Raw genomic sequence first — 24,377 nt, 5'->3', positions numbered from 1 at the left:
AGCCCCGCAGGTTGCAGGGCTTATGATATTGGGTGTAGCCGGTTTACAGGGCATCCTTCACCACCTGGGTGAGGTCCACGGATTTCTTTTGGAGCACGAACTTTCCATGCATGAAAGAACTGATGGGCCACCCATTCCAGAGGACATAATTGCCATTGTTGTCTTTGGTGTTGTAAACGGCCTCGGTCATGTCATCAAACTCCCAGATCATGGTGTTGTAATCATTCTCGAAGGTCACCTTCACATTCTGGAACTTGTGGTAGACGACCACATCCAGGTTATCCTGGGTAACGCCGATCAGGTCCAGCAGGGTGGTGAGCGCTTTCTGACCGGGCAAACCTTCCAGCTTCATTTCAATGGTAAAGCGGTCTACAGCGCCTCCTGCGACGAAGAACTCACCGCCGTTGAAATCAAGTCCGGCATAATTGAACACCTGGTCAATGGAGGCAGCGATGGTGGTGTACTTGCTGTTGCCATAGACCACATGCATGAACATGGGTCCGGCGGTGGAAATGATGGTATGATCGCTGCTCAGGTGAAAAGCGGTCACGGGAAAGGCTATTTTGCCGGTGATGGTATCTCCCGCCTCATCATAGGCGGCGGTTACCTGCCACACGCCTTCCATGGCGGATTTGGTGGCTACTTCGTCTTTTTCGGGTTCACAACCGATGAATCCCAACACGGCACAAACGCTCAACAGGGTGATGATCTTCTTCATAACGGACGCAGTTGGTTGGACGGAATCTGGTATACGCCCCGTCCGGGCTTTTGTTTCTCTTTCCCAATCACCGTGCCAAATCCCATGTTGGCAATTTTGACCATTTAAACGACATTTGCTCCCGGTACTATGTTTCGGCTCAAGGAAAAAACCCGGCTGTTTATCTACGACCGCCAGGAAACCGTGATGAAGGTTTTCAGCGTCGTAAGCTTTGTAATGGCGCTGCTTTCGATCGGGTTGCTGCTGTATTTTGACGGGTTTGATCTGTCGCCCGGTATGCGAACACTGGTACTGGGTACCATCAAAACCATCCTCGCGTATTTCGTGCTGGTATTCTGTCTTCGCTGGTTTTTTTCCATCGACCGGCTGACTTTTCTGCGAAGAAACTGGTTCGAAGCATTCCTGATGTTGTTGCTTGTGGTGGATGGTTTCAGTGTGTACATCCTCCAGCGCCCGATGATGGAATCACTGTTCCACAGCCTGGGCATCCGCAATTTCACCCCGGTTTACCTGCTGTTCATCCAATGTTACATCGTGGTGTTCGCCGGACTGGAGATCATCCGTTCGAATGTAGACATCGGCATGGTGCGCATCAAACCCTCCCTGGGTCTGGCCCTGTCCATCGGAATCATCACCCTGGTAGGGGCGGGATTGCTGATGATGCCGCAGATGACCACCGGTCGGAACGCCACCTTCCTGGAAGCCCTCTTCACGTCCATCAGCGCGGTGAGTGGTACGGGGCTGATCGTGGTAGACACCGCCACCTTCTTCACCACCAAAGGGCACTTTGTGATCATGGTGCTGATCCAGGTAGGCTCATTGGGCCTTGTGAGTTTCAGTACCTTCTTCCTCACGTACCTGGCTCAGGGTCTCAGTCTTCGTCACCAGCACCAGGTATCGGAGTTTTTCACCACCGACAGCAAGTTCAGGACCGAAGAACTCGTTCGGCAAATCATCTTTTACACGGTATTCATTGATGTACTTGGAGCGATAGTGATCTTCTTCCTGTGGGATCCAGCGGTGCCCTTCAAAAACCTGGGCGATAAAATGTTCGTGTCGATGTTCCATTCCGTATCGGCGTTTTGCAGCGCCGGGTTCTCTACGTTCAGCAACGGGATGTACACGGAATCAATCCGGCATTCCTACCTCCTGCACGTGGCGGTGTTCCTGCTTATTTTCGTGGGAAGCCTGGGTTATCCCACGCTGCACGACATGTTCGGCATCCGCAACGTGCGCGACCGGCTGCAGTTTGCGTGGCGCAAGCTCAGGCTCGACAGCCAGGTGTCATTGTACACCACCTTGTTCCTTGTCTTCTTCGGTGCCATCATGTTTTACCTGCTGGAGGCCAAGGGCACCCTACGGGGCATGGATGGCGGCGCGGCGGTGATTACCTCCCTGTTCCAGTCGATCCAAAGAACGGCAGGTTTCAATACGGTTGATATCGGGGCTTTGAATTCGGGTACGCTCATCGTGATCTGCTTTCTGATGTTCGTGGGCGGATCATCGGGCTCGGTGTGCGGAGGCATCCGTACCTCCACGTTTGCCATCATGTGCATCTCGGCCTGGAATGCGGTGAGGGGGAAGAATGTGATGACGATCGGCCACCGTCAGATCTCCAGCGACATGTACAACCGCGTGATATCGATCTTCTTCTTTGCCATCAGCCTCTGCCTGTTCAGCACCTTCCTGCTCACCATCACCGAGCCGGGCATCACGTTCAAGGCATTGATCTTTGAAACGATATCGGCTTTCGGCACGGCGGGACTCACAACCGGCATTACCAGCAGCATCTCCGATCCGGGCCGGTGGATCCTGGTGTTCACCATGTATGCCGGACGTGTGGGTACGCTAACGCTGGTACTGGCGCTCAGCGCCCAGAATGCCAAGCACCATGTAAAGTATCCGACGGCCCATATTATGGTGGGGTGACGCAGGATGAAACCGGACCTGCCGGATCTGGGTCTCCTCTCTTCCTGAAAACTTGTTTGGATGAAAAAAACTTTTCTATATTTGCATCCCCGTCGACGTGATGTATGCGGAAACGGCGGGTTTGTTCATTGAATCATATGCGGGAATAGCTCAGTTGGTAGAGCATAACCTTGCCAAGGTTAGGGTCGCCGGTTCGAGTCCGGTTTCCCGCTCACAAAAGCGCAGTCGATGAGATTGCGCTTTTTTTTTTTGCGCAGGAGGCACAGGATAGATCTTCGATCTTCCTGACACGAATACTCCCAATTAAGCTTTCTCTTCAGTATATTTGCCGCCGCTCCGTTTTGCTGGCTCACGGCATACTGTATGCTGTATGCAGTTGCTGTATGCTGAAAACCTGCCCGGGTGGTGGAATGGTAGACACGAGGGACTTAAAATCCCTTGCGCATTGCGCGCGTGCGGGTTCAAGTCCCGCCCCGGGTACAGATGAATGGAAAAGTCAAAGCGTCAGTTTTGGCTTTTTTGCTTCGAAGAATTGTTCCAGCTCGCTTGAAAAGAATTTTTCGAAGTAAAAAAGAAAATACACGAAGTGGATTTGACTTTTCCATTTTGACGCTGTCCGGAATGGGCCTCGCTGAAGGCAAGTCCCGCCCCGGGTACAATACAGCAAGATCGTGAATAAGGAGGTGAATAGTATTCAGGATATTCCGATTAATTCCTTCGACCATTTTGTCCAGCAAATTGGGACGGATGGGGAGAATATAAGGAATCAGGAAAACCGGCTCTGGCTGTTTCGCGGACAATCTGATGCATCCTGGCATCTTTATCCAACATTGGGTAGGTCACCCTATTTAGAACCCGAACTACTTGCAAAAGAGAAATCCTCGCTAAGCGAGTTCAAGCAAAAGGCCCTATCACATATCCCCATCGGATTTGACATAAAATCGGAATGGGATTGGCTGGCATTGGCCCAACATCATGGGCTTCCGACAAGATTGTTGGATTGGACTGAGAACCCACTGGTAGCTCTTTGGTTTGCTCTTTCAGACAAAGATGTCGAAGCTGGCAAAGTTGCTGTCTGGCTATTTGCTGCAGGAAAGAAAGACATTGTAGATACCACCACCACTGGAACACCCTTTGATCAGGGTAGTACCAAGATATTCAGGCCAAATCATATTGCAAGAAGGATAACTTCCCAATCAGGTTGGTTTACAGTTCACAAATACGACAAAACCAAAGATAGATTCCTCTCGCTCGACTCTATAAGAACATACAAAAAACACATAAAGAAGTATGTATTCACTATTGATTCCAACAAACGTAATGGATACTTGAGAAGACTGGATCAGATGGGAATCAATGGATATTCCATTTTCCCAGATTTGGATGGCCTATCATCATTTCTTGATTGGAAGAACTATAAGAAAAATGGCTAAGCTGAACGTTCTGCCCCAACCCTCATCTATCCAGTGTCAGCATCTCATAATATCCTTTTAGGCCCAATGCCCTTTCCCTCATGATTTCATAGGCACGCCCTGCGGCAACAACCCGCCACATCGTCCCCATCATATCGGTGTATAGCTGGTTCTTGAAAGCTATTTCCGCATCCCGGTATTCAGTCCATTGCTGCTGTGCCTGCTTAAGTTTCTCACCTTCCTCCTCGGTCAGTGTATCCATCAGAAGTTGAAGGTACATGTTCATTTCCACCTCCCATTCCTCACGTGCAACTGCACTGCATTGACACATGCCGTAGGTTGTTTGATTGGAATCGGTATCCAGGCAATGTTGCATTTTGATATCAATGGGGTATTGATCGCCGGGGTTGTCCTGGGCAAAAGATGGGACAACCATCAATGTAATAAGTATTAAAACAATTCCCGCTCTCATTTTTCCAAGAATATCATATTATTTGAAAATAGAATCTTACCGATATATCCCGAAATGACATTAACGAGTACCGATCAGGATTGAAGAATCCGAACAAGATCATCGTTGACGTAATATACTTCTCTGCCATCCACCTGCGCGGATAACACGCCCAAGTCCGTCAACTGAAGCATGTACTTGGTAAGGGTTGTTCTACTCCGAGCGCCCAGTATTTCTCCAACCAACTTTTGTTTGATATAAGGTTGTGAAAATAGTGCCTGATTCAATTCATAAGTATACCATTTCACCTTGGCATTTGCGTACTTGTACGTTGCTGCCATTTGCTCCAAAATCTCATCAATTTTCTGATTGGTTAGCTGTGCTGTTTGATGGACAGCACCGAGCATATATAAAAGCCAGGGTTTCCATGCGCCTCTTTGAGTAACTCCAGCCAGGCAGTGATAATACTCATCCTTGTGATGAATGATATACTTACTCAAATAGAGAACAGGATGGGATAACAGGTTTTGGTCTACCAGGTATAGCAGATTTAGTATACGTCCCGCTCTTCCGTTTCCATCCGTGAATGGGTGTATTGCCTCAAACTGATAGTGTGCAATTGCCATTTTCAACAATGGATCGAATGTACTATTTGATTTGAAAAATTGAAAAAGGTTATCCAGCTTATCCTCTATAATTCCCGATCCACGTGGTGGTGTATAAACTATTTCTCCCGGTTTGAATTCACTTTGCCCTCTTTTAATTACCACTTGTGATTGAGGTGGACGAATACCTTGCCGGGTATTTTTTATCTGCCGAAATATTTTTACCGCAACTGACTTATCAAATGTTTTCTTTTTAACCCATGTGTTGTAGCCTTCCCACAATGCCTCCCTATACCTTAATACCTCTTTCGTAGCTGGGTTTGCTGTATTTTCCTTAACCGTGTCTGATACGGCTTTGTATAGTTCATCTTCCGTGGTAAAGATATTTTCAATGGCAGTGGAACTTTGTGCTTCCTGTAAAGAAATGGTGTTAACAAGCATCAATGGGTTGGGCATTCGCTTAGTGTTTCCATTTAATTCAGCCAATGCTCTTGATGCCAAACCCCATTTGCTTAGAACCTCTTTATCAACTATCTTTTCAGAGGGTGGCAAATCTGGCAAGTCGTTAAATGGAATATTGCGATCAAACTTCACTGTTTTTGACTTGTTCATTTATTGGACATTTTTGGACATATATCAAAAATATGTTCATTTTTTAAATCCTCCAAACCATTTGTCCATTTTATTACAAAAAATGAACATGAGTGCAGAAAGCGTTCATTTACGTCAAATATTTAGATGTCTTGAAAACCAACACCACACGCTTCTACGACCGGATGATATACAACACGGTTGTATACCGGACGTAAGGTGGTGATATGATTTCGATGCATTAAATTGCCACAACATTCAACCCCTACACCCATGCCTACCTACAACAAAAAAGTCGACGAGCTCATCGCAAAAAAGAACAACCCGCTGACACCTGAAATTCAACGGGTGCGGGAGATCATCCTGAACGTGAGCGATGCCATCACCGAAGATGTGAAATGGAGTTCGCCCACCTTCGTCTACAAAGGCAACATCGCTTCCTTCTTCATGAATGCCAAAAAGCACGTGAGCCTGATGTTCCATTACGGGGCCAGCATCCCCGACAAATCCGGCCTGCTGGAAGGCGACGGAGAAGTGGCACGCTCGGCAATGTTCACCGACATGAAGGACATTGAAAAGAAAAAGAAGGCACTGGAACAGGTGATCAGGGAATGGATGAAGATGAAGGATGGGGAATAAGGGCAAGAGCAAGGGCAAGGGCAAGGGCAAGGGCAAGAGCAAGAGCAAGAGCAAGGGCAAGAGCAAGAGCAAGAGCAAGAGCAAGGGCAAGGGAAAATGGAAAAAGAGCAAAGAAGTAAAGGAGTAAAAAAGTAAGGAAGTAAAGAAGTAAGGAAGTAAAGAAGTAAGGGGGTAAAGGGGTAAAGGAGGAAAGGAGCAGATGACAAAAACACAAATGATATACCAGAGGAGAACGCATATAACACATAAACAGATATCTTCACATTCCAGTTGATTACCCCTGATGACTGAAGAGCAAACCCGACTCTGGACCCGTATCCACGCGTTTGAGATCGACGACGACACATCCGAATTCACCTTCACCGACCGCCTGGCACGCGAGAACGGATGGCCACTCGAGTACGCCATCAGAACCACAGAAGAGTATAAAAAATTCATCTTCCTGCTCTGCATCACCGATCACCCGTTGACCCCCTCCGACCAGGTAGACCAGGCCTGGCATCTCCACCTGATTTATACCCGCTCCTACTGGATTGACATGTGCAAAAACCTTCTCGGTCGCGACATTCATCACGGTCCCACCAAAGGAGGCCAGGCGGAAAAGGACAAATACAACGATTGGTACGCCGAAACCAAAAAGCGCTATGCGGAAGTTTTTAAGGACGAAGCCCCTGAGGACATCTGGCCATCAAGCAAAATTCGTTTCGGGGAATTGAACTTCACCCGGGTGAACCGACACCGGAACTGGGTGCTGCCCAAACCCACATTCAAGTTGCACTGATGGAATTGCTGTCGACCCTCACCCCTGCCGAAACCTTGCTGATCCAGCGACAGGACGATGCCGGTTTGCGCGACATCCTGAAGTTTACATTTATGGACCTTCTGCTCAAGCGGGTATTGCGCATCACCTATGCCAAGAGCAAGGCCCATCCGAGGGAAAGAGAGCGGACCAACATGTACATCGTTGCGGGAAAAAACCTGGAATCATACAAGGCCATGCCGCACGAAATGGTTTTCCTGGCACCGTACATAAAAAGCAAAACCATCCGCATCCTGTTCAAGCACCTGGTGACCATCGGCGTGCAAAATGCCGGTGACCGGCTCAAATTCATTAATAAACATCTTCTGACATCACCCGGTCTGGAAGGTCACTTCAAAAGAGGTCTCCCGCATTTCTTTCTCGGTAGGCTACGCCTGACAGCTTCGGGCACAAAAGCAAAACAGCAGATCGATGGTGCCATGAATCAACTGGAAAAAGAACTCCCCAACCTCATCCACAACGACAAAAGAAAGGCGTTGGAACTGCTGTTGACAATCAAAGGCAACATTTTTCTCATACCCAACATCGACTTTGATTTGCTGAAACAGATCGACCGGCACCTGATGGAAGAATTCGAACAACAGCAAAAAGGTTTCGACAGCGGGTGCAGCGGATGCGGATACTGGTACGACTTTGACTCCGGTTCCTTCGACAGCTCATATGACTCCGGTCATGGAAGCGGATGCGGCGGAGACAGCGGGTGCAGTGGTGACAGTGGATGTAGTGGATGTAGCGGATGTGGCGGGTGCAGTGGGTGTGGCGGATGCAGCTGATGTTTTACAATTAACAGATACGATCATGACTAAAAAATCAATCTTTTTACTCTCCCTTTTGTGTGCATGTACCCTGTTGAACGCGCAGGAATTCGTGAACGAGTTGAACGGCTTCAGGCTGGGCCAATTCAGGAAAACATCGGAAAATGAATTCGGCGCCGTCCTGGAAAAAGGCAAATTTGATGACGGATATGAATACCAGGCGCACATTGTTTCTCCTGACTCCACCGCCTACATGATCTTTGAGTATGCGCCGGAAGATACCGCTGTGATCTGGTCCATCCAGTTCACCGGCACCAACAGTGAAATGGATCCGGGATTCAAAGGACTGAAACTCGGCATGCCTGCATCGGAAGTGAAACGCATCGCCGGTCGCCCCGGCAGCAAGGAAAGCGCCGGCGAATACGGAGACCGCTGGGAGTATGAACACACAAATTTCTCTTTCGAGATTGATCTTGACGGTCGGTTGTCAAGCATCAAAATCATGAATGTTTATCCGAAAGAAAACACCAAAGTACCCGATCTTCCATCTTTTGAAAACACCCTTCACGCACTCACATCTGGCGACAACGAAACCATGATGGAAGCGCTGGCGCCGGGCATTGAAATATACACAGACAACCAGACCCTGTTCTTCACCCGGTCCGCACGCCATGAACGCTCCACCGATGCATCCGGTATTTTTAAAACGGTGCGTGAACTGATGAACGGCCTCGATCAGGTAGATATCAATGATCAGGAACAGTTCTCGATGGACATGCGCGTGGCACTCGGACAGGATCCCATGTGGGTGTTCAAGATCCTGAAAGGACATCGTGTCAAAGAAATTGTGATGAAAAACATCAACGGCAAATTTCTGGTCTGGGAGATCAGTGCCTGACCCAATCGCCAAAGAACGATGGCTGCTTACCTCGTGAAAGTTTTCCTGAATTCCGACCTGGTGGTGGGCTTCGGATTGTATTCACTGCTGTATATCATAACCAGAAGTTATTTACGTCAAAAGGAATGGCAAGCTGCATTTGACAGGGACGCCTGCCGGGTGGTGTCCATAGCCGGCTTGCTATGGTTCCTTGTGGTTTGCCACTATTTGCTGGCCCCTGCATATGAAACCGAAAGACGCGTTTTTGTGAGCCGGCTCACCGGCCCGTATTGGTTCGCGTACGGAGGTTTGGGTGCCAGTTGGTTCCTGTTAACCCAGTTGCTGTGGTTCCGTTTTTTGCGGCGTTCTTCTGTCTTCCGGATCTTGATCAGCACATGGCTGATCTCCCTTTTTTACTTTGAATATTTCGTGATATGGGTAACCAGCCTCCACAGGGATTTCCTGCCAAGCAGTTGGTCAACGCTGACGTACCCGCTGGTTTCCATCCTCTATTCTTTCCTGAAATTACTGGAATTCCTGGCCATCACCCTGATCTTTCATATTGCAACACTCAGGATCCGGCGCTTGTTCGCTCCGAAGCGCCAGCAACATCCACACGCATCCTGATTAACCGGGAAGGATCAGATGCGCCGCAGTTTCCTGATCACAATCAGGTGTGCGAACAACACCAGGGGCACCACTACCGTAGGCAGCAAGTGGAAGGGAAAGTACAACACCGCCACATTGGGCTGGTTCATGGAAATCAGCTGGAACGGTGTGGGTACCGCAAACAGGGCCGTGATCACCACATTCAGCAGCAACAGCAGGCACACCACGTTCCACACCAGCAGCATTTTCCTGTTCAACTTATGTGCACGGAAAGCCAGCACGGCAACGGGCAGGGCTGTGAGTCCGGACAGGATGTCAAAGTTGGTTCCTTCGAACGTCATGTAGCGCGAGACGGCACCCTGGTGATACAGCAACGCCAGCACCACCTCCACGGCAATGCGGATGGTGTGCATGGCAGTGAGCGTTTTCAGCGAAACCCCGTCGATGAACATCCTTCCCTTGCGCGTGTTGAACGCCACCACGATCATGAGGATGGCCGGCAACACACCCAACACCATGATCCGCGGCGGGATCGTCATCGCATCTTCATACACACCCGCATACCCGAGAACAGCCTGAAGGAGGGTCCAGCACACCGCAACCAACAGGAACGTTTTGGACCGGGATGCCAGGAAAAACCAGCATACGGTTACCAGGGTGGTGATCCCGAAAATCAGGGCGATGTATGCCGGGAATGGTGTCATGTTGTGATAAAGGTAGGGAAGACTTTGGACATCAGATGTGAGACTTTAGACGATAGACGTGAGACGTTAGACTTTAGACGATAGAAAGGGCTCATGGATACAAAAATCCCGGGGAATCTTTGTTTTTTTCACTCCTAACCCGGAACATTTGCATAACTTTTAACCTGCATTTCCTTTCATACAGGATTATGAAAAAGACCAAATCAACCCAGAAAACATTGGCAGGGAACAACCAATCCTTCCTGTATCAGCATTGCGGACCCGAATGGTACCCGCTTATAGAATTGTACAAGAAAACTTTTGAATTCCAGAAAGGAGAAAAGATATTCAAGGAAGGACAACAAGTGAATGGCATGTATGTTATCGATACAGGCAAAGTTAAAGTAATAGCTTCTTACGGGAAAGGCAAAGAACAACTCCTGCGGCTGGCCACCGATGGAGAAATCCTTGGTCACCGTGGATTGGGTGGAAACCACAAATATCCTGTATCCGCAACAGCTTTGACCCACACCACGGTTACCTTCATTCCTGACGAGATATTCAACAAATTATTAAAAGCCAATAACGGGCTTTGTTTTTATCTCATGAACTTTTTTGCCGAAGAGTTGCATCATTCGGAAGCAAACTCCAGGGAAATGTACAACACCAGCGTGAAGAAACGCATCGCGCGGGCCATCTTACTTAACTATGAAAAGTTCGGCATTGAAAGGAGTTCAAAACAACTTACCTATACCCTTTCCAGAAAAGACATCGCCAATTTGAGCGGCACTACCTACGAGTCTGTGGTGCGCACCCTAAGTGAATTCAACAAGAAAGGCATCATCAACCTGGACGGAAAGTCCATTGGCATTCCTGACAAGCAGGCATTGGAGAACATAAAATGAAGCACTGGCCAGTGTGTGCCATCTCACCCTCCCTTTGCTTCACTTCTGCATGCGATAGCGTGCTCCCATAGCGGTAAAGGTAAGGAAGACATTAAATAGCATAAGTGAGATTTTAGACGATAGATGATCGCAGCAAGTGAACTCTTTTTGTTGGCTGTTGCTGTATGCTGTTGCCGGTCGTATCAATGGCATCTGGCTATCTTTGGACTTGCTACTAACGACTAAAGACTTACGACTAGTTGCCTGAGTGTTAGGCGAAGGTTGTACCTTCGTCTGTATATCTTATAGCTTGCAGTTCCGCTGAAATGAAATGTATTTTCCTTTCGATGGGTATTGATCTTTGACATACCTGATCCAACGCTCACCAAAGAACTGATCGAAGCAATAAAGTTGTGAATTGCTTTCAATCATTGATCTTTGACATACCTGATCCAACGATCAGATCAGTTCATATATCACAAGGGAGGTTGTGAATTGCTTTCAATCATTGATCTTTGACATACCTGATCCAACCTACCATTTGGGAAGGAATAAATGAATCCGTTGTGAATTGCTTTCAATCATTGATCTTTGACATACCTGATCCAACCCAGAAAGGATTTTCGGTCGTTACTCTTACGTTGTGAATTGCTTTCAATCATTGATCTTTGACATACCTGATCCAACTTTGTAAAGGAGGTAGAGGTAAATTACCTGGTTGTGAATTGCTTTCAATCATTGATCTTTGACATACCTGATCCAACCAATAAGAAAAATGCGGCCCGCAAATTCGCGTTGTGAATTGCTTTCAATCATTGATCTTTGACATACCTGATCCAACAACTTCTTAAGGATGCAACCCGGTTATTTAGTTGTGAATTGCTTTCAATCATTGATCTTTGACATACCTGATCCAACTCGTTGTTCGTCTCTTTCTTTGTGTAACCGGTTGTGAATTGCTTTCAATCATTGATCTTTGACATACCTGATCCAACAGATAGATGCCGATGGTAATACCAGCGCTAGTTGTGAATTGCTTTCAATCATTGATCTTTGACATACCTGATCCAACGGCTTGCACAAAAGATGGTTGCTGAAGATGTTGTGAATTGCTTTCAATCATTGATCTTTGACATACCTGATCCAACAGAAGCTGGCGGGAATGAAGGCGGGTGAAGGTTGTGAATTGCTTTCAATCATTGATCTTTGACATACCTGATCCAACATTGTTGCAGGACTATCATTTGATATTCCTGTTGTGAATTGCTTTCAATCATTGATCTTTGACATACCTGATCCAACCAGCATCTTTTAATGATTCCAAAGCACCTGGTTGTGAATTGCTTTCAATCATTGATCTTTGACATACCTGATCCAACCGATCTGTTTTCCCGACCGGATGTAACCAGTTGTGAATTGCTTTCAATCATTGATCTTTGACATACCTGATCCAACCGATCGGAATACCATCATCATTGACAATGAGTTGTGAATTGCTTTCAATCATTGATCTTTGACATACCTGATCCAACATGCCGTGCAAAAAAACATTGACCTGATCAGTTGTGAATTGCTTTCAATCATTGATCTTTGACATACCTGATCCAACGCGGTCCCGGCAAATATGCCATTGGAAGAAGTTGTGAATTGCTTTCAATCATTGATCTTTGACATACCTGATCCAACGTGATCATCACAAATGATGATGGACATCAGGTTGTGAATTGCTTTCAATCATTGATCTTTGACATACCTGATCCAACTGCACGACATCTTGGGGCGGGGAATTACAGTTGTGAATTGCTTTCAATCATTGATCTTTGACATACCTGATCCAACGAGTTCATGGTGTGAAGTGAACGTGGCGAGTTGTGAATTGCTTTCAATCATTGATCTTTGACATACCTGATCCAACCGGGAGGTGCGGTGGATGTCACCTCAATTGGTTGTGAATTGCTTTCAATCATTGATCTTTGACATACCTGATCCAACTAGCCAGGGTTGGTGTTGTTGTTCCGATCCGTTGTGAATTGCTTTCAATCATTGATCTTTGACATACCTGATCCAACAGCATCTTTTAATGATTCCAAAGCATCTGGTTGTGAATTGCTTTCAATCATTGATCTTTGACATACCTGATCCAACGTACTTGGCTATATGCCTTGTGCGTAAAGGATTTCAGGTAAAATGACCCAAGCAAAAAATGGATCGGTATCCAAACCGGCTCTGTAAAAGGGCCGGTTTTTTTTGTTTCTAATTTGAAGGAGAACCGGCGGTCAGAACAATTCCAATTGTTGCGGCACTTCTACTTTTTCCCTGGGTTTGGTATTGTAAAAGATTTCCATGCGCCCGAACTGGTTATCGGTTACGGTGAGTATGTTCACACTTCCCTTGGGGGGCAAGGATTTTTTCACTCGCTTTCTGTGCACCTCCATGTTCTCTGAACTGGAACAATGGCGAACATATACGCTGAACTGCATCATGGTAAAGCCATCCTGGATCAGGCGCTTGCGAAACCCGGCCGCGTTGCGCCTGTCCCGCTTGGTTTCCGTGGGCAGATCAAAAAACACCATCATCCACATGATCCGGTAGGCGTTGAACCGTTCACTCATTTCATTCCAATACAGGCAGCATCAATTTGCGTTGATCTCCATTGAAGCAGCGTAACAAAGAAGCGGATGTCTCCGAAGCTGCGATCATCAACGGACGTTGCTTCCCATTCATCACAACTGTAAGGGTAGGAACGGTCAGCAACTTTTCTTTATGTGATTTTCCCAACACGTCAGGAACCTCATTCTCTTCTTCAACCATCCCAGCCACCAACTGGTCCACAAACGGACGGTAAGGTTCCATCATATCATCTGCTAAGCAATATTGGTTGTACCGGTTGTGGTGAAAAATGCCCAGCGTAGGCAGCAAGCCACTGCTTACCAGGCTGCGAGCCGTTACCGCTCTTAAGATGGCATATCCGTAATTCAGCAGGCTGTTCGGATACCCCGCGCCACGTCCCCGCGTAAATCCGGGATACCGTTCAAATAACCGTGGCCAGTAATACATGGCGGCCATGCCTTCGCGGTTATCCACGTCCCCGCTTTTAACTCCTTTTGCAGCCTCCAAAAGCATTTGCACTTCACCGCCGGCATTTGCCAGTACGGTGGCCTGGTTTGTAATCTTGGCTTTGACCACTTGCTGCCAAAGTTGTTTTTTCAAAGGCTGGCTGGCATCGGCCTGCTGCCGGAAACTCTCTGCTTGCGTGGTGTTGCCACACAGGTTCAGCATCATGCCCGTGGGGTGGTACTTTTCATCGCACGTAACGAGGGCTACGTTATTCGCCAGCAGTGCAGCGATCAATCCGTGTGTGATGGTAACGCGTGGATCTTCCAACACCAATGTTCCGATGTCTTCAATCGGCACGGTTTTCTCGACCTTCTCTCCCTCTTCATCCTTTTTTTCAAGCACCATTTGCTTTTGGCGAAGCGAAAGGTAAGCTGGTGATGTGATGGCAAGGGTGCGCTTGATCACTGCTTTCTATTTTACAAATCCTGTAATCCTTCCAACCCTATCTACAGTTAACTTCCAACAACAATCTTTAATCATATTTCCATCAATATCTCTTTCCATTTTATTTAATGGGGTAAATTCCTGCTTGTTTACAATGGTTGTAGCAACATCAGCCCTTATATAGAAACATTGATATGACGAAGCACTAACCATCTTATATATTCTTCCAATCTGTTCATTACTAAGATTCCTAAAATCAACCTTTCCAGGATTCTCTGCTTCTTCCTCAGTTGGCACATATACCAGGTCATTGGGTGAAAGTGAAAAAAGGAATGTGCCTTTTTCAGGATTGGGAGGAATGGGCGCGCGGTCTTTCTTTGGCAAACCCGCTACCTGCTTTTGGTGCTCCACCACCAGATTAAGCGGAATGGTATCATACTCTCTCTTCTGTTTCTCTTCGTTCCAATAGATGGCAAAAAAGAGGTTAGTTCCCTTAGCCGCCTCCACATACTTATCCTTCTTATTGCCAACATGACCTACACTGAACTTACCACCCACCTCGTAAACTCGAACCTTCCGTATAGGTTGGTGCGGTTTGCCGTCATTCAGGTTCTGCATATTCCGGTTCATTTCCTCCACGCCTTCCGGATTGAATGCCAAATCAAAGCGTTCACTACCTTTTTCATCCACATAATGCTTGACATGATTTTCAAGGATCTTCTGTATGCCGGTATCCGTAATACTATTCAATTGCTTGCGGGTAAAGGCATCCGTCAACTCCACTCTCACAGCCGTAGCCTCAATGATTTCATACATCTCAACACGCTCAACAACCTTTCCATTCATACTTACAGGATTCCCTTTCAAATGTTTTTTGGCTTTCTTCAAATCACCCCGATTGGCCTCAACCACCGCCTTTACCTGTTCCTTTATGTCTTTATCAACAATCATTTCCCAAGCATCCAATGCTGTATTTAGGGAAACAGTTGAGGAACGTTTCCGCTTTAGGCTCACTTTGCCTGAGACCGTATCTTTGTGCAATGGCTTTCGAATTGCCCAACTGTCTCCACGGACCTGTTGGACCAATTCCTTTTTGGGCTTGCCATTTTTACCCAATCGCAAATCTCCGTTCTCATCTTTATAGGACCAATACTTGTTACGGGTTTTATTGATAACGCGAAGATTCTGCTTGAAACTAACCACCAAGGCAGCCAGTTGATCTGCTGCATCAGTAGCAAAAGAAGGCCAAGGTGCGTGGTAGGATTTGGCCACCTTTCTTTTGAATATTTCACCCGTATTTCTATTAACTTTTTCTATTTCCTCCATCACCCTTAGCTTAGAAACCAAGGCATAATTGTTCCTTTCTGTATTCAACGAAGTGATATAGTTGACGTGGTCTTTGGTGGTACATGCTATAACCAGTGCATCCAAGGCATGGTGCCTGTGATCAATTCGTTTTTTGCTGAACCCTTTGGATATCGAATCAGGTACCTGAATCCGGAATGCATTGATACTGTTATCCCAATACCCATAGTCCTGCGAGTTGGTCAATTCATTCAGTCTTTGAAAACGCGGAGCCACCAACGCATTCCATTTATCATTCAGCCCCCAATCATTCCTAAGCACAGCAGTGATTGCTCCCGGTACGGTAACAATATTTTTGGAAGTAGCTTCCTGCTCATTTTCTTCCCGGACAAGGCAACTGAGCAAGCCTTTGACCAATTTACTGATATACCGTGAATCATTCATTTGCCGCTCTATAAAACCATCAGGAATGTCTTCGCTCAACAGCATTTTCAGCTTATTTCGATTGTTTTTAAAATAAGAACCACAATGATTTTTATACGTTTCAATGTCCAAAACATCCACAGTTTTACCATCCCCAAGATCCACCCTTTGACCACCATGGCTCTTGATGAAATCATATGCGATATCATTATCCTTCAACTCATTCACTGCACTCTCACAGATTACCTTATTGTTCAATGAGTCATCAAAATACCGTGACTGAGGTATGATATGCTCAATCTGATAATCCGTTGTAAAAAGCCTGCTCAAGGGAATAACTTTCCCGGTATAAGGAGAGACATAGCCCTGTTCCAACCAAAGTTTATATCGAATAATCTCCGACTTTGAGGGATTGGTATTCTTTCTAATCTTCAATACTTCATCTTCGCTGACCTCATCATATTGAACCGCTGCATTCTGGGAAACACCTTCTTCATATATTTTCAGAATTTCCTGATGGCTCGGAGAATGTGGTCGGACTTCACCCATTGTACTGGCATCTTCTTTTAATTCTTGCAGCAGCTTCTTAATACGTTCATTGGTATTTTGATTTTCAGTAATTCGGTCCGTCAACTTTTTTCTTTTATCCTTAGGGTTCTTGATCTCCCGACCAAGTTCCACATGAATCTCATCAAAAAACCTCTCGGAACCATTACCGTAATGTTGCCATATATCACGTACTACCCTGAGTGTTTCGGTCACCACTTGTTCCACAATCGGGTTACGCAAACTATGTTGCTTAAACTCCGAAAGATATTTATCTATATCGGCAGGCACATTCCATCGAACCATATTACCCGTTTCCGAGTGGCGGCCATACACCGCATAACAAGCCTGAAAAGTGTTCAGACCCTTCAAAGGATTTTTATCCTTAAAACCTATAAAACTCCTTAACAGCCGGGAGGTAATATCGTCATCAGCCACATCCTGAATCCTGTCTATGTCAAACTCAATGGAGTCCAACCGCTCCATGATGGACTCAACACGGCTTTTTGCTTCATCGGGCACTTCAGATTCTTTCCAATAGCGCCCCGTACGCATTAATGGCACCAACTTTTTCAGTGCTTTCTCTGAATAGCTACCATACTCGTTTTTAAAAGACGGCACTTTCCCGAATTGCTCCACGAAGGCATCTTTGTCAATCCCATTTTTACCAGCAAACTTCTTCAATGCTTTTTCAAACTCTACACCATCTTTTACTGAGTATATAATATGCCAGATGTGCTTTTCCATATCATCGGTTAGAAACTTATCCGCATCAATATCTGGTATCTTGTTCAATCGCGATAAAATCATCGCCCTGGTTTCACCACATGGATAAGACTTATCCTGAACATAATTCCAGCGGTAGGCATCCTTATCCGCTTTGGGAATCAATTTCTTATCAATAAAATATTTGATTATATCCTTCTGTTCAGTTTCCTTCCTGATTGACAAATAACCGAACAACTCCAGCCAAGCCTCATTAGTAGGTAGCAACGTTTGGGTCACATCCACATCTTCCGGATTTCCTTTTACATACAACTTCAGGTTCTTAAGAAATTGCCATAACCTGAACTCCTGAAAAAGCGGATGAGATCGTGGTATACCTTTCCTAAAGACTACATGCTCATTTCCATTGTCATCTTTATACCTGCTCCACTCGTACTGACAATTGGCAATCGTGGATTTTTTACTTTTTAAAGGACGCTGATAGAAGATAATATCCTCAGTTATCAGGTAAATCAACCCTTTGTCTTTTATATTAGTTTTATGCCCATCGTTATGTGGATACAATTCTTCAATGCATTTGTTGTAAACATCTTGGTCACCGAATATCGCATGATGTTTTGCTTGCTCAGTTAAGATTGCCTCAAGTTCCCGTCTATAATATTTTCGCTCAATGGTTCTCACCAACTTACCCCTTATCTTCTGTGTAGGGTTTTTCAGCAATGTATCATAGATAAACTCTCCAACACTCTGGCCTGATTCATCAATATCGTGCTCGCTTTTCTTTTTGATTGCAATCCAATCTTCCTCCGAATTCACAGCCCTGAAGCTTCGTTTGACCTCCCCATCTTTATCGCGTTTAAGAGAGCCATCCTTATCCAATTCAGTTGTAACAATAAACTCTTTTACTTTTCCCACCCAACCGTCTAGTGGGTCCTTGCTCTTTCTCTTATAGATCCATCCATTTTCAAGATGCACATCATACCACATATCCTTAGCCTTCTCACTGTTTGAATCTGAGCAGTCAACGCGCTCAACCTTTAATGCAAAAAATTCTTCCCGCTTGCCTTCATCTTCAACTTCAGCGTCTTCTCCCCTGAGTTGATAATAACCACGTTTCTGATTGAAATTAAGAATCAGCCAGGCCAGCTCTTCTTTGGAAATAGGCCGATGCAATGCTTTCTTACGCAAATAATACAAGGTCCAATCGTAAGGTATTTTGCCGTGATGACCACTGGCTTCAAATTCCCTTACCATCTCTAGAAAAGATTCCATGAAAAGAAAAACATGTTTTTCAGGTCGTGGTTTGGGGACATAGTTTAGTTTGATTTCCATACCATCTTTGAATTGCCCCAAGCGTTTCTGAAAGTCGATGGCTCTAGCGTAATGATCGGGGAGAAAGCCTAAAATATTCAACACCCTGTGCAATCTTTCCCTTCGAAGATGATCCCGCTCATATAGTCTTCGAACGCTTCTATGTTGGGTTCTTTCTGCGGTTTGAGATATTGAAACACCGCTACCAAATTTCCCTAAGATGTCTTGTGACATAGGTATAATGCGTGCCCCCAAAGCTTCAATCATACCTTCCTTCTTATCAAAGTCCTGATTCACCAATGCCCATCCGATGGAATTGGTGCCCAAATCAAGTCCTAGTATCCTTTTCATGCTTGACTCTTTATTATTGAACTATTATATTTGATGCTGAAAGCAATTCACAATAAGGATTATTCCGTTGTGAAAACATTCGAAGCGGCCCTCACGGGTCGTTTCTGTTTTATAACCCTACCTAATCGGTGAGGCTTTTTTTATTCCCATAAAAAAATCTGATAGCCGAATCTTACCCACACACCTCCCGCGCCCGGCCCTCCGCTTAAGAAAAATGGATGCTTAAAATTAGGTAAGTAGAATTAAAAAGCAAGCATGGGGTGCGGTTATTTTAGTTATATAGGTGATTACGCCTATTAGTCAAGGATGTCCATCCACTTGGAATCATTGTAGGTTATCCCGGCATCCACCCATATGACCGTGCTCATTTTTCAAAGCCACCACATTCCAAATCACTGCATGCTCTTACCTCTGTAAGGTTGTACACGAGGTTGGTTCATTTCATTTAAGCTTTATATCGAACTTGTCTTGGGGCGGGGATTCGTGTGCCCCGGGGAAGTCGTGAGTCTTTAGATGGCATCGACAGAAGGGTTGACGCGAACATCGTCCATGACAAACGCATCGCGATCATGCCAATCCTCGCCGGCCTCAACTTGAGACTTGTAAGAAGCTCCCTCCGGTCGTGTAAATGGTAATATGCTCCCGCTGGTCGCGTCAATGGCATCCGGCCATATATTGACTAATGACCATTGGCAATTGACTAATAACCCGTCCGTAACAAACTCATCGTAATCATGCCAGTCCTCGCCAGCACCAACTTGAGACTTGTAAGAAGCTCCCTCCGGTCGCGTAAATAGGCTGCGCCGTAATATGCTCCCTCTGGTCGCGTCAATGGCATCCGGCCATCTATTGGCTAATGACCATTGGCAATTGACCATTAACCAATCACCACGATCAATAACAATCATAGGCAACCAGGCTCAGGTATGCCGTGACTCAACCACAAACCACAAACCAGAAACTACAAACCACAAACCCACAAACCATCAAACCGTCACCGTCGGATAGATCTCCTCATACGTCATCACCTTGTGCATGCTTACCCGGCGGTTGATGTGGGCACGGGTCAGTTCATGCGGAGCGGATAATCCTGCCGCATCGATCAATTCAATGAAAGCCCGCAGGGTTTCGCGATGAAAGCTGGCCACCCGTTTGGCTTTGTCTTCCACAACCAGGCCTTTCATCAGTGATTTGTTTTGGGTGGTAACACCGGTGGGGCAGGTATTGTCATTGCATCTCAATGCCTGTATACATCCGAGGGCCAGCATCATGCCGCGGGCGCTGTTCACCATGTCGGCACCCAGGGCAATGACACGTGCCATGTGAAAACCGGTGAACACCTTTCCGGATGCGATGACCTTGATGTCCTGTTTCAATCCTTTTGCAGAAAGCACATCACATGCAAATGCCAATCCGTCTCTCAGCGGCATTCCCAGCGAATTGGAAAACTCAACAGGTGCCGCCCCGGTGCCGCCTTCTCCCCCATCTATGGTAATGAAATCGGGGCGTATGCCTGTCTGCAGCATGGCATCGCATAAGTCCACAAACTCTTGTTTCTTCCCGATGCATAACTTAAAACCTATGGGCTTGCCTCCGGACAATTCCCGCAGTCGGGCGATAAACTCCATGCATCCTTCGGGTGTTGAGAACGCCTTGTGTCCGGGAGGTGAATGCACATCGGTATGGGGTTTCACGCCGCGGATATCTGCGATCTCTTCGGTGTTCTTGCTGGCGGGCAGGATGCCACCGTGCCCGGGTTTGGCACCTTGGGAGATTTTAATCTCAATCATTTTCACCTGGGGCAATACCGATTTCTCTTTGAACAGATCCGGATCGAAGTTGCCGTCGTGGGTGCGGCATCCGAAGTAACCGGTACCGATTTGCCAGATCAGGTCACCGCCATGCTGCAGGTGATACGGACTGAGGCCTCCCTCACCCGTATTATGTGCAAAGCCCCCCATTTTTGCACCCAGGTTCAGGGCCTGTACCGCCCGCATGCTGAGTGCGCCGAAACTCATCGCCGATACATTCAGCATGCTTGCCGAATAGGGTTGTTTGCATTGCGCACCCCCTACTTTCACACGGTGTTCTTTTTCCAGTATACCCGACGAATGCGGGTAAATGGAATGGTCCATCCATTCATACCCTTCGCTGTATACTTCCATTTGGGTACCGAACGGTGTGGTATCGTTCACCTTCTTGGCACGCTGGTACACCATGGTGCGGTAGATGCGGTTGATCGGACGGCCTTCCGTATCGGTCTCCACGAAATACTGCATGATCTCGGGCCGGATTTTCTCGAGCATGTAGCGCATCTCGCCGATCACGGGAAAGTTGCGTTTGATGGCATGTTCTTTTTGAAGCAGGTCCACATAACCGATGATGACCAGGGGTGCAACAACCACAAAGGCCCACAAGAAATTCAGGTTGATAAAAGCCAGGGCCACCAGAAGGAGAGGAATGACAATGGAGAGGAGAATAAAAAGCTTGCGTTCGGTCATAGCGATCGGGTATTAGGAAGACGAAGGAAGGTTCAAAGGTATGAAGTGGGAGTGGTGAGTCGCAAGTCTTTAGTCGTTAGATGATCCCGGGATCGGTTTATTGCTCACCAAACCGGGCTCAACTTGAGACTTGTGACTTGAAACTTGAGACTCATCTGTTGCTCCCTGCGGTCGCGGCAATGGCAACCCGCCTATTGATTATTAACCGTACCTATTGTGATATATGCACACCTTCGTCCAATGCCTGTGCGTCTTAAAACAAATCCGGACAAAAGGCGATCTAATTTAAGTCATAGATTTAACATTTGTTGACGGTGGAATTTTCTTCTTTGTTTCATGGTTCTTTCTTTGGTTTGTTTTCGTCTGGCCAGGATCTGTTTATCCCTGCCGAAAAATACGTCGGCAGGCGTGAGATTTTCCAGTGATTCATGGTACCTGCGGTTGTTGTAGTATCGGATAAATTCAGCCAGCGCCTGGCGCAATTCATCGGGTGAATAATAGTTGTCCAGCTTGATCACGTTCTTCATGGACTGATGCCAGCGTTCGATCTTTCCCTGGGTCTGCGGATGACGGACTCTTCCGCGTACGTGCTTGATCTCCCTGTCCTGGAAGAACTCAGCCAGGTCTTTGGCAATGTAGCACGGGCCATTATCGCTGAGCACTTTGAGAGACTGTGTGGTTTTGTCAGGAACCACCCCGGTGATCTCAATGGCCTTGTCGATATTGCGCTGTACGTCATCGGCTCCCATGTTGGTGCATAGTTCGGCATGGATCACGTAGCGGGAGTAATCATCCAGTACCGTGCAGAGGTAATACCATCCCCAGTGTCCCACTACTTTCAGGTAAGTGAAATCGGTCTGCCACATCTGGTTGACCCGGGAGGTCTTGTCTTTGTACTGGTTGGCAGCATGATCCACCACAAAGGCCGGTGCAGTGATCAGCCCTCTTTCTTTGAGAATGGCATGCACGCTGGACTCGCTGATATACCAGCCCCGGTGATCTACGATGTGCCAGGCCAGTTCTCTGGATGAGAGGTCTTCCATGTCCAGGGCCAGCTCTACCACCTCCTGGCGTTTCTCATCGGGGATCCGGTTCCACTGGCTTCTTGCCGCCCGCTTCTTGGGAGCCAGTCCTTCAAACCCTTCCCGCAGATACCGGTCGTACCAGTCATAGAAAGTCGCCTTGGGAATGTCCAGCTCTTTCAGGGTGGCCCGTACGCTCAGATCACTGTTTTCCACTATGGAAATGATCTCCATTTTCTCTGATTGACTGTATCGCATATACCGCTGCCTTTTTAAGCGTCCCCACTCAAACTTTTTTTTAGGACCCTATTCTGCAGGGTGAGCTCGGCGACCACTTCTTTCAGCTGGCTGTTCTCCTTGCGGAAATGATCCACTTCGGTGGTGTTGGCCTCTCGGAGGGTATCTCCTAAAAGCCGTTTCTTACCGGCTTCCAGGAAGTCTTTGCTCCAGCGATAGTAGAGGTTGGCGGCAATACCTTCACGGCGACATATCTCTGAAATGGATAGCTCGCCCTTGAGGCCTTCCAGTACGATTCGGATCTTCTCCTCTGCGGAGAACTTGCGGCGGGTCCTGCGTTTGATCTCACGGACTACCCCTTCGGGACTTTGATCTTTCTTTTTCATGTTTGGACTGTTTTTCAAGGTTCCAGTTTTTTACCTTGAAAGCTAGCTTTCAAGGTAAAAAACTGTGACTAAACTATTGTACCTTAACAGTCCGAATTTTGCTTACGCTGGACAAATAGTTGGGTTAGCTAACCGTACGTTATGTGTTGGAATCATGACGACGGTGACCCCTCGGTTAACCCACCATGACGCGAACGTGCTCGTGGTGTTTCCGGAACAGCAACACGCCGGAAACACACCCCACTCCAACCGGTTTCACACAATTCACCGAAACATCCCTGCGTTATCCTGTCGTACCCTCCTGGTCCCGCATCCACATTCAAGGACCGCATCCCATCATTTGTACCACACCTAAAAAGGAGGCCTACGCCATGCAAGAAGAGAAGAAGTATGTATCGCCCGTGTCGGGTGTACATGAGAAAAAACGCAAGACTTTCCTGATGATCGGGCTGATCACATCCATCAGCATGAGTCTGATCGCATTCCGATGGAAATTCCCGGAACGAAAACCGACGCTGCCGGAACTATCGGCGATGCACAGTGACCCGGAGTGGGACGTGCCTCCCGTTGTGCGTTACATCGAACCGGAGAAAAAGAAACAGGAGAAAGAAAAAACACCGTCTAAAAAATCAGATCAGATTGAAGTGGTGTCGGATGATGAGCCCATTGCAGATGACAAGCCTATCTTCGAAGTACCCACCGACACGTTCACTTTTCATGTGGTGATTAAAAAAGAGGAAGATGTTGCAGAAGACCTACCCCTTTGTTTCGGATGTACGGAAAAACAACCTCGTTTCCCGGGTGGGAATGAAAAGATAATTCCTTATATCAATCAACACATCCGGTTTCCTGCAAGGGATCTGGAGGAAGCAAACAGCGGTGATGTATTCATTGATTTCATCGTAGAAAAGGATGGCAGCATCAGCTCCGTTCAGGTGGTCGGGCGCAGGAAAAAGGTGTCCAAACAAATGGAAGAGGAAGCATTGCGTGTCATCCGGGAAATGCCCAGGTGGGAACCCGGGATGATGGCCGGTCACCCCGTACGGGTACGAATGACCGTTCCGATCAAATTTGTTGTACGAAGCTAAACCGAAA

The 24,377-nt window shown here is 46.8% G+C and carries 18 protein-coding genes, 2 tRNA genes, 1 pseudogene and 2 CRISPR repeat arrays; of the genes and pseudogenes, 11 read left to right on the top strand and 10 right to left on the bottom strand.

Annotated features, from left to right (window positions below; genetic code table 11):
• Nucleotides 1–43: 43 nt before the first annotated feature.
• Complete coding sequence (locus H6585_01620; protein ID MCB9447025.1) at nucleotides 44–718, bottom strand: hypothetical protein; 675 nt, start codon at nucleotides 716–718, stop codon at nucleotides 44–46.
• Between the two features lie 129 nt (nucleotides 719–847).
• On the opposite strand from H6585_01620, the gene H6585_01615 reads away from it, so the two are divergent.
• The 4 genes from H6585_01615 (at nucleotide 848) to H6585_01600 (ending at nucleotide 4,080) form a co-directional block, all read left to right on the top strand.
• Nucleotides 848–2,647 (top strand): ATPase, encoded by a 1,800-nt coding sequence (locus H6585_01615; GenBank protein ID MCB9447024.1) that lies wholly within the window; start codon nucleotides 848–850, stop codon nucleotides 2,645–2,647.
• Between the two features lie 139 nt (nucleotides 2,648–2,786).
• A tRNA-Gly gene (locus H6585_01610) sits at nucleotides 2,787–2,859 on the top strand.
• A gap of 184 nt (nucleotides 2,860–3,043) precedes the next feature.
• A tRNA-Leu gene (locus H6585_01605) sits at nucleotides 3,044–3,127 on the top strand.
• Between the two features lie 191 nt (nucleotides 3,128–3,318).
• Nucleotides 3,319–4,080, top strand: coding sequence for an FRG domain-containing protein (locus tag H6585_01600; protein MCB9447023.1), 762 nt, complete (start codon nucleotides 3,319–3,321; stop codon nucleotides 4,078–4,080).
• Nucleotides 4,081–4,102: 22 nt separating this feature from the next.
• Here H6585_01600 and H6585_01595 read toward each other — a convergent pair whose 3' ends face one another.
• Together H6585_01595 and H6585_01590 are read right to left on the bottom strand one after the other, a co-directional pair.
• Entirely contained in the window at nucleotides 4,103–4,495 is a 393-nt protein-coding gene (locus H6585_01595) for a DUF1311 domain-containing protein (GenBank protein MCB9447022.1), read from the bottom strand.
• A 110-nt stretch (nucleotides 4,496–4,605) separates the two neighbouring features.
• Nucleotides 4,606–5,727, bottom strand: coding sequence for a Fic family protein (locus tag H6585_01590; protein ID MCB9447021.1), 1,122 nt, complete (start codon nucleotides 5,725–5,727; stop codon nucleotides 4,606–4,608).
• A gap of 252 nt (nucleotides 5,728–5,979) precedes the next feature.
• Between H6585_01590 and H6585_01585 the strand changes: the two genes are divergently transcribed.
• The 5 genes from H6585_01585 (at nucleotide 5,980) to H6585_01565 (ending at nucleotide 9,424) form a co-directional block, all read left to right on the top strand.
• Nucleotides 5,980–6,345, top strand: coding sequence for a DUF1801 domain-containing protein (locus tag H6585_01585; protein ID MCB9447020.1), 366 nt, complete (start codon nucleotides 5,980–5,982; stop codon nucleotides 6,343–6,345).
• Nucleotides 6,346–6,628: 283 nt separating this feature from the next.
• Nucleotides 6,629–7,126, top strand: a complete 498-nt coding sequence (locus H6585_01580) for a hypothetical protein (GenBank protein MCB9447019.1) — start codon at nucleotides 6,629–6,631, stop codon at nucleotides 7,124–7,126.
• Complete coding sequence (locus H6585_01575) at nucleotides 7,126–7,938, top strand: hypothetical protein (protein ID MCB9447018.1); 813 nt, start codon at nucleotides 7,126–7,128, stop codon at nucleotides 7,936–7,938. Before H6585_01580 ends, H6585_01575 begins: the two co-directional genes overlap by 1 nt.
• The gene (locus H6585_01570) at nucleotides 7,838–8,818 is read left to right on the top strand and encodes a hypothetical protein (GenBank protein ID MCB9447017.1); all 981 of its coding nucleotides are present in this window, start codon (nucleotides 7,838–7,840) and stop codon (nucleotides 8,816–8,818) included. Before H6585_01575 ends, H6585_01570 begins: the two co-directional genes overlap by 101 nt.
• Before the next feature lie 18 nt (nucleotides 8,819–8,836).
• Entirely contained in the window at nucleotides 8,837–9,424 is a 588-nt protein-coding gene (locus H6585_01565; GenBank protein ID MCB9447016.1) for a hypothetical protein, read from the top strand.
• A gap of 14 nt (nucleotides 9,425–9,438) precedes the next feature.
• On the opposite strand, the gene H6585_01560 is transcribed toward H6585_01565, so the two are convergent.
• On the bottom strand, nucleotides 9,439–10,110 hold the full coding sequence (locus tag H6585_01560) for a hypothetical protein (GenBank protein ID MCB9447015.1): 672 nt from the start codon (nucleotides 10,108–10,110) through the stop codon (nucleotides 9,439–9,441).
• 188 nt (nucleotides 10,111–10,298) lie between these two features.
• On the opposite strand from H6585_01560, the gene H6585_01555 reads away from it, so the two are divergent.
• Entirely contained in the window at nucleotides 10,299–10,994 is a 696-nt protein-coding gene (locus tag H6585_01555; protein ID MCB9447014.1) for a Crp/Fnr family transcriptional regulator, read from the top strand.
• A 389-nt stretch (nucleotides 10,995–11,383) separates the two neighbouring features.
• Nucleotides 11,384–12,352: a CRISPR direct-repeat array (repeat unit 47 nt; unit sequence GTTGTGAATTGCTTTCAATCATTGATCTTTGACATACCTGATCCAAC).
• A gap of 29 nt (nucleotides 12,353–12,381) precedes the next feature.
• A CRISPR array of direct repeats spans nucleotides 12,382–13,042; the repeat unit is 47 nt; unit sequence GTTGTGAATTGCTTTCAATCATTGATCTTTGACATACCTGATCCAAC.
• 207 nt (nucleotides 13,043–13,249) lie between these two features.
• On the opposite strand, the gene cas2 is transcribed toward H6585_01555, so the two are convergent.
• The 6 genes and pseudogenes from cas2 to H6585_01525 all read right to left on the bottom strand — a co-directional run bounded on the left by cas2 (nucleotide 13,250) and on the right by H6585_01525 (nucleotide 23,282).
• Complete coding sequence (gene cas2 / locus H6585_01550; GenBank protein MCB9447013.1) at nucleotides 13,250–13,585, bottom strand: CRISPR-associated endonuclease Cas2; 336 nt, start codon at nucleotides 13,583–13,585, stop codon at nucleotides 13,250–13,252.
• Nucleotide 13,586: 1 nt separating this feature from the next.
• A complete protein-coding gene (gene cas1, locus H6585_01545; GenBank protein ID MCB9447012.1) occupies nucleotides 13,587–14,495 on the bottom strand; it encodes a type II CRISPR-associated endonuclease Cas1 in 909 nt (302 codons plus the stop codon).
• A gap of 6 nt (nucleotides 14,496–14,501) precedes the next feature.
• The gene (locus H6585_01540; GenBank protein MCB9447011.1) at nucleotides 14,502–19,136 is read right to left on the bottom strand and encodes a CRISPR-associated protein Csn1; all 4,635 of its coding nucleotides are present in this window, start codon (nucleotides 19,134–19,136) and stop codon (nucleotides 14,502–14,504) included.
• Nucleotides 19,137–19,645: 509 nt separating this feature from the next.
• On the bottom strand, nucleotides 19,646–20,044 hold the full coding sequence (locus tag H6585_01535; GenBank protein MCB9447010.1) for a hypothetical protein: 399 nt from the start codon (nucleotides 20,042–20,044) through the stop codon (nucleotides 19,646–19,648).
• Between the two features lie 78 nt (nucleotides 20,045–20,122).
• Entirely contained in the window at nucleotides 20,123–21,637 is a 1,515-nt protein-coding gene (locus H6585_01530; GenBank protein MCB9447009.1) for an FMN-binding glutamate synthase family protein, read from the bottom strand.
• Between the two features lie 290 nt (nucleotides 21,638–21,927).
• Nucleotides 21,928–23,282: pseudogene (locus tag H6585_01525) on the bottom strand (IS3 family transposase).
• A gap of 185 nt (nucleotides 23,283–23,467) precedes the next feature.
• Between H6585_01525 and H6585_01520 the strand changes: the two are divergent.
• A complete protein-coding gene (locus H6585_01520; GenBank protein ID MCB9447008.1) occupies nucleotides 23,468–24,370 on the top strand; it encodes a TonB family protein in 903 nt (300 codons plus the stop codon).
• Nucleotides 24,371–24,377 lie beyond the last annotated feature (7 nt).

The sequence above is a fragment of the Flavobacteriales bacterium genome, assembly GCA_020635855.1.
GTDB lineage: Bacteria > Bacteroidota > Bacteroidia > JACJYZ01 > JACJYZ01 > JACJYZ01.
Note: the sequence above shows the minus strand (reverse complement) of the source record. Positions and strands in the feature narration are given on the sequence as shown.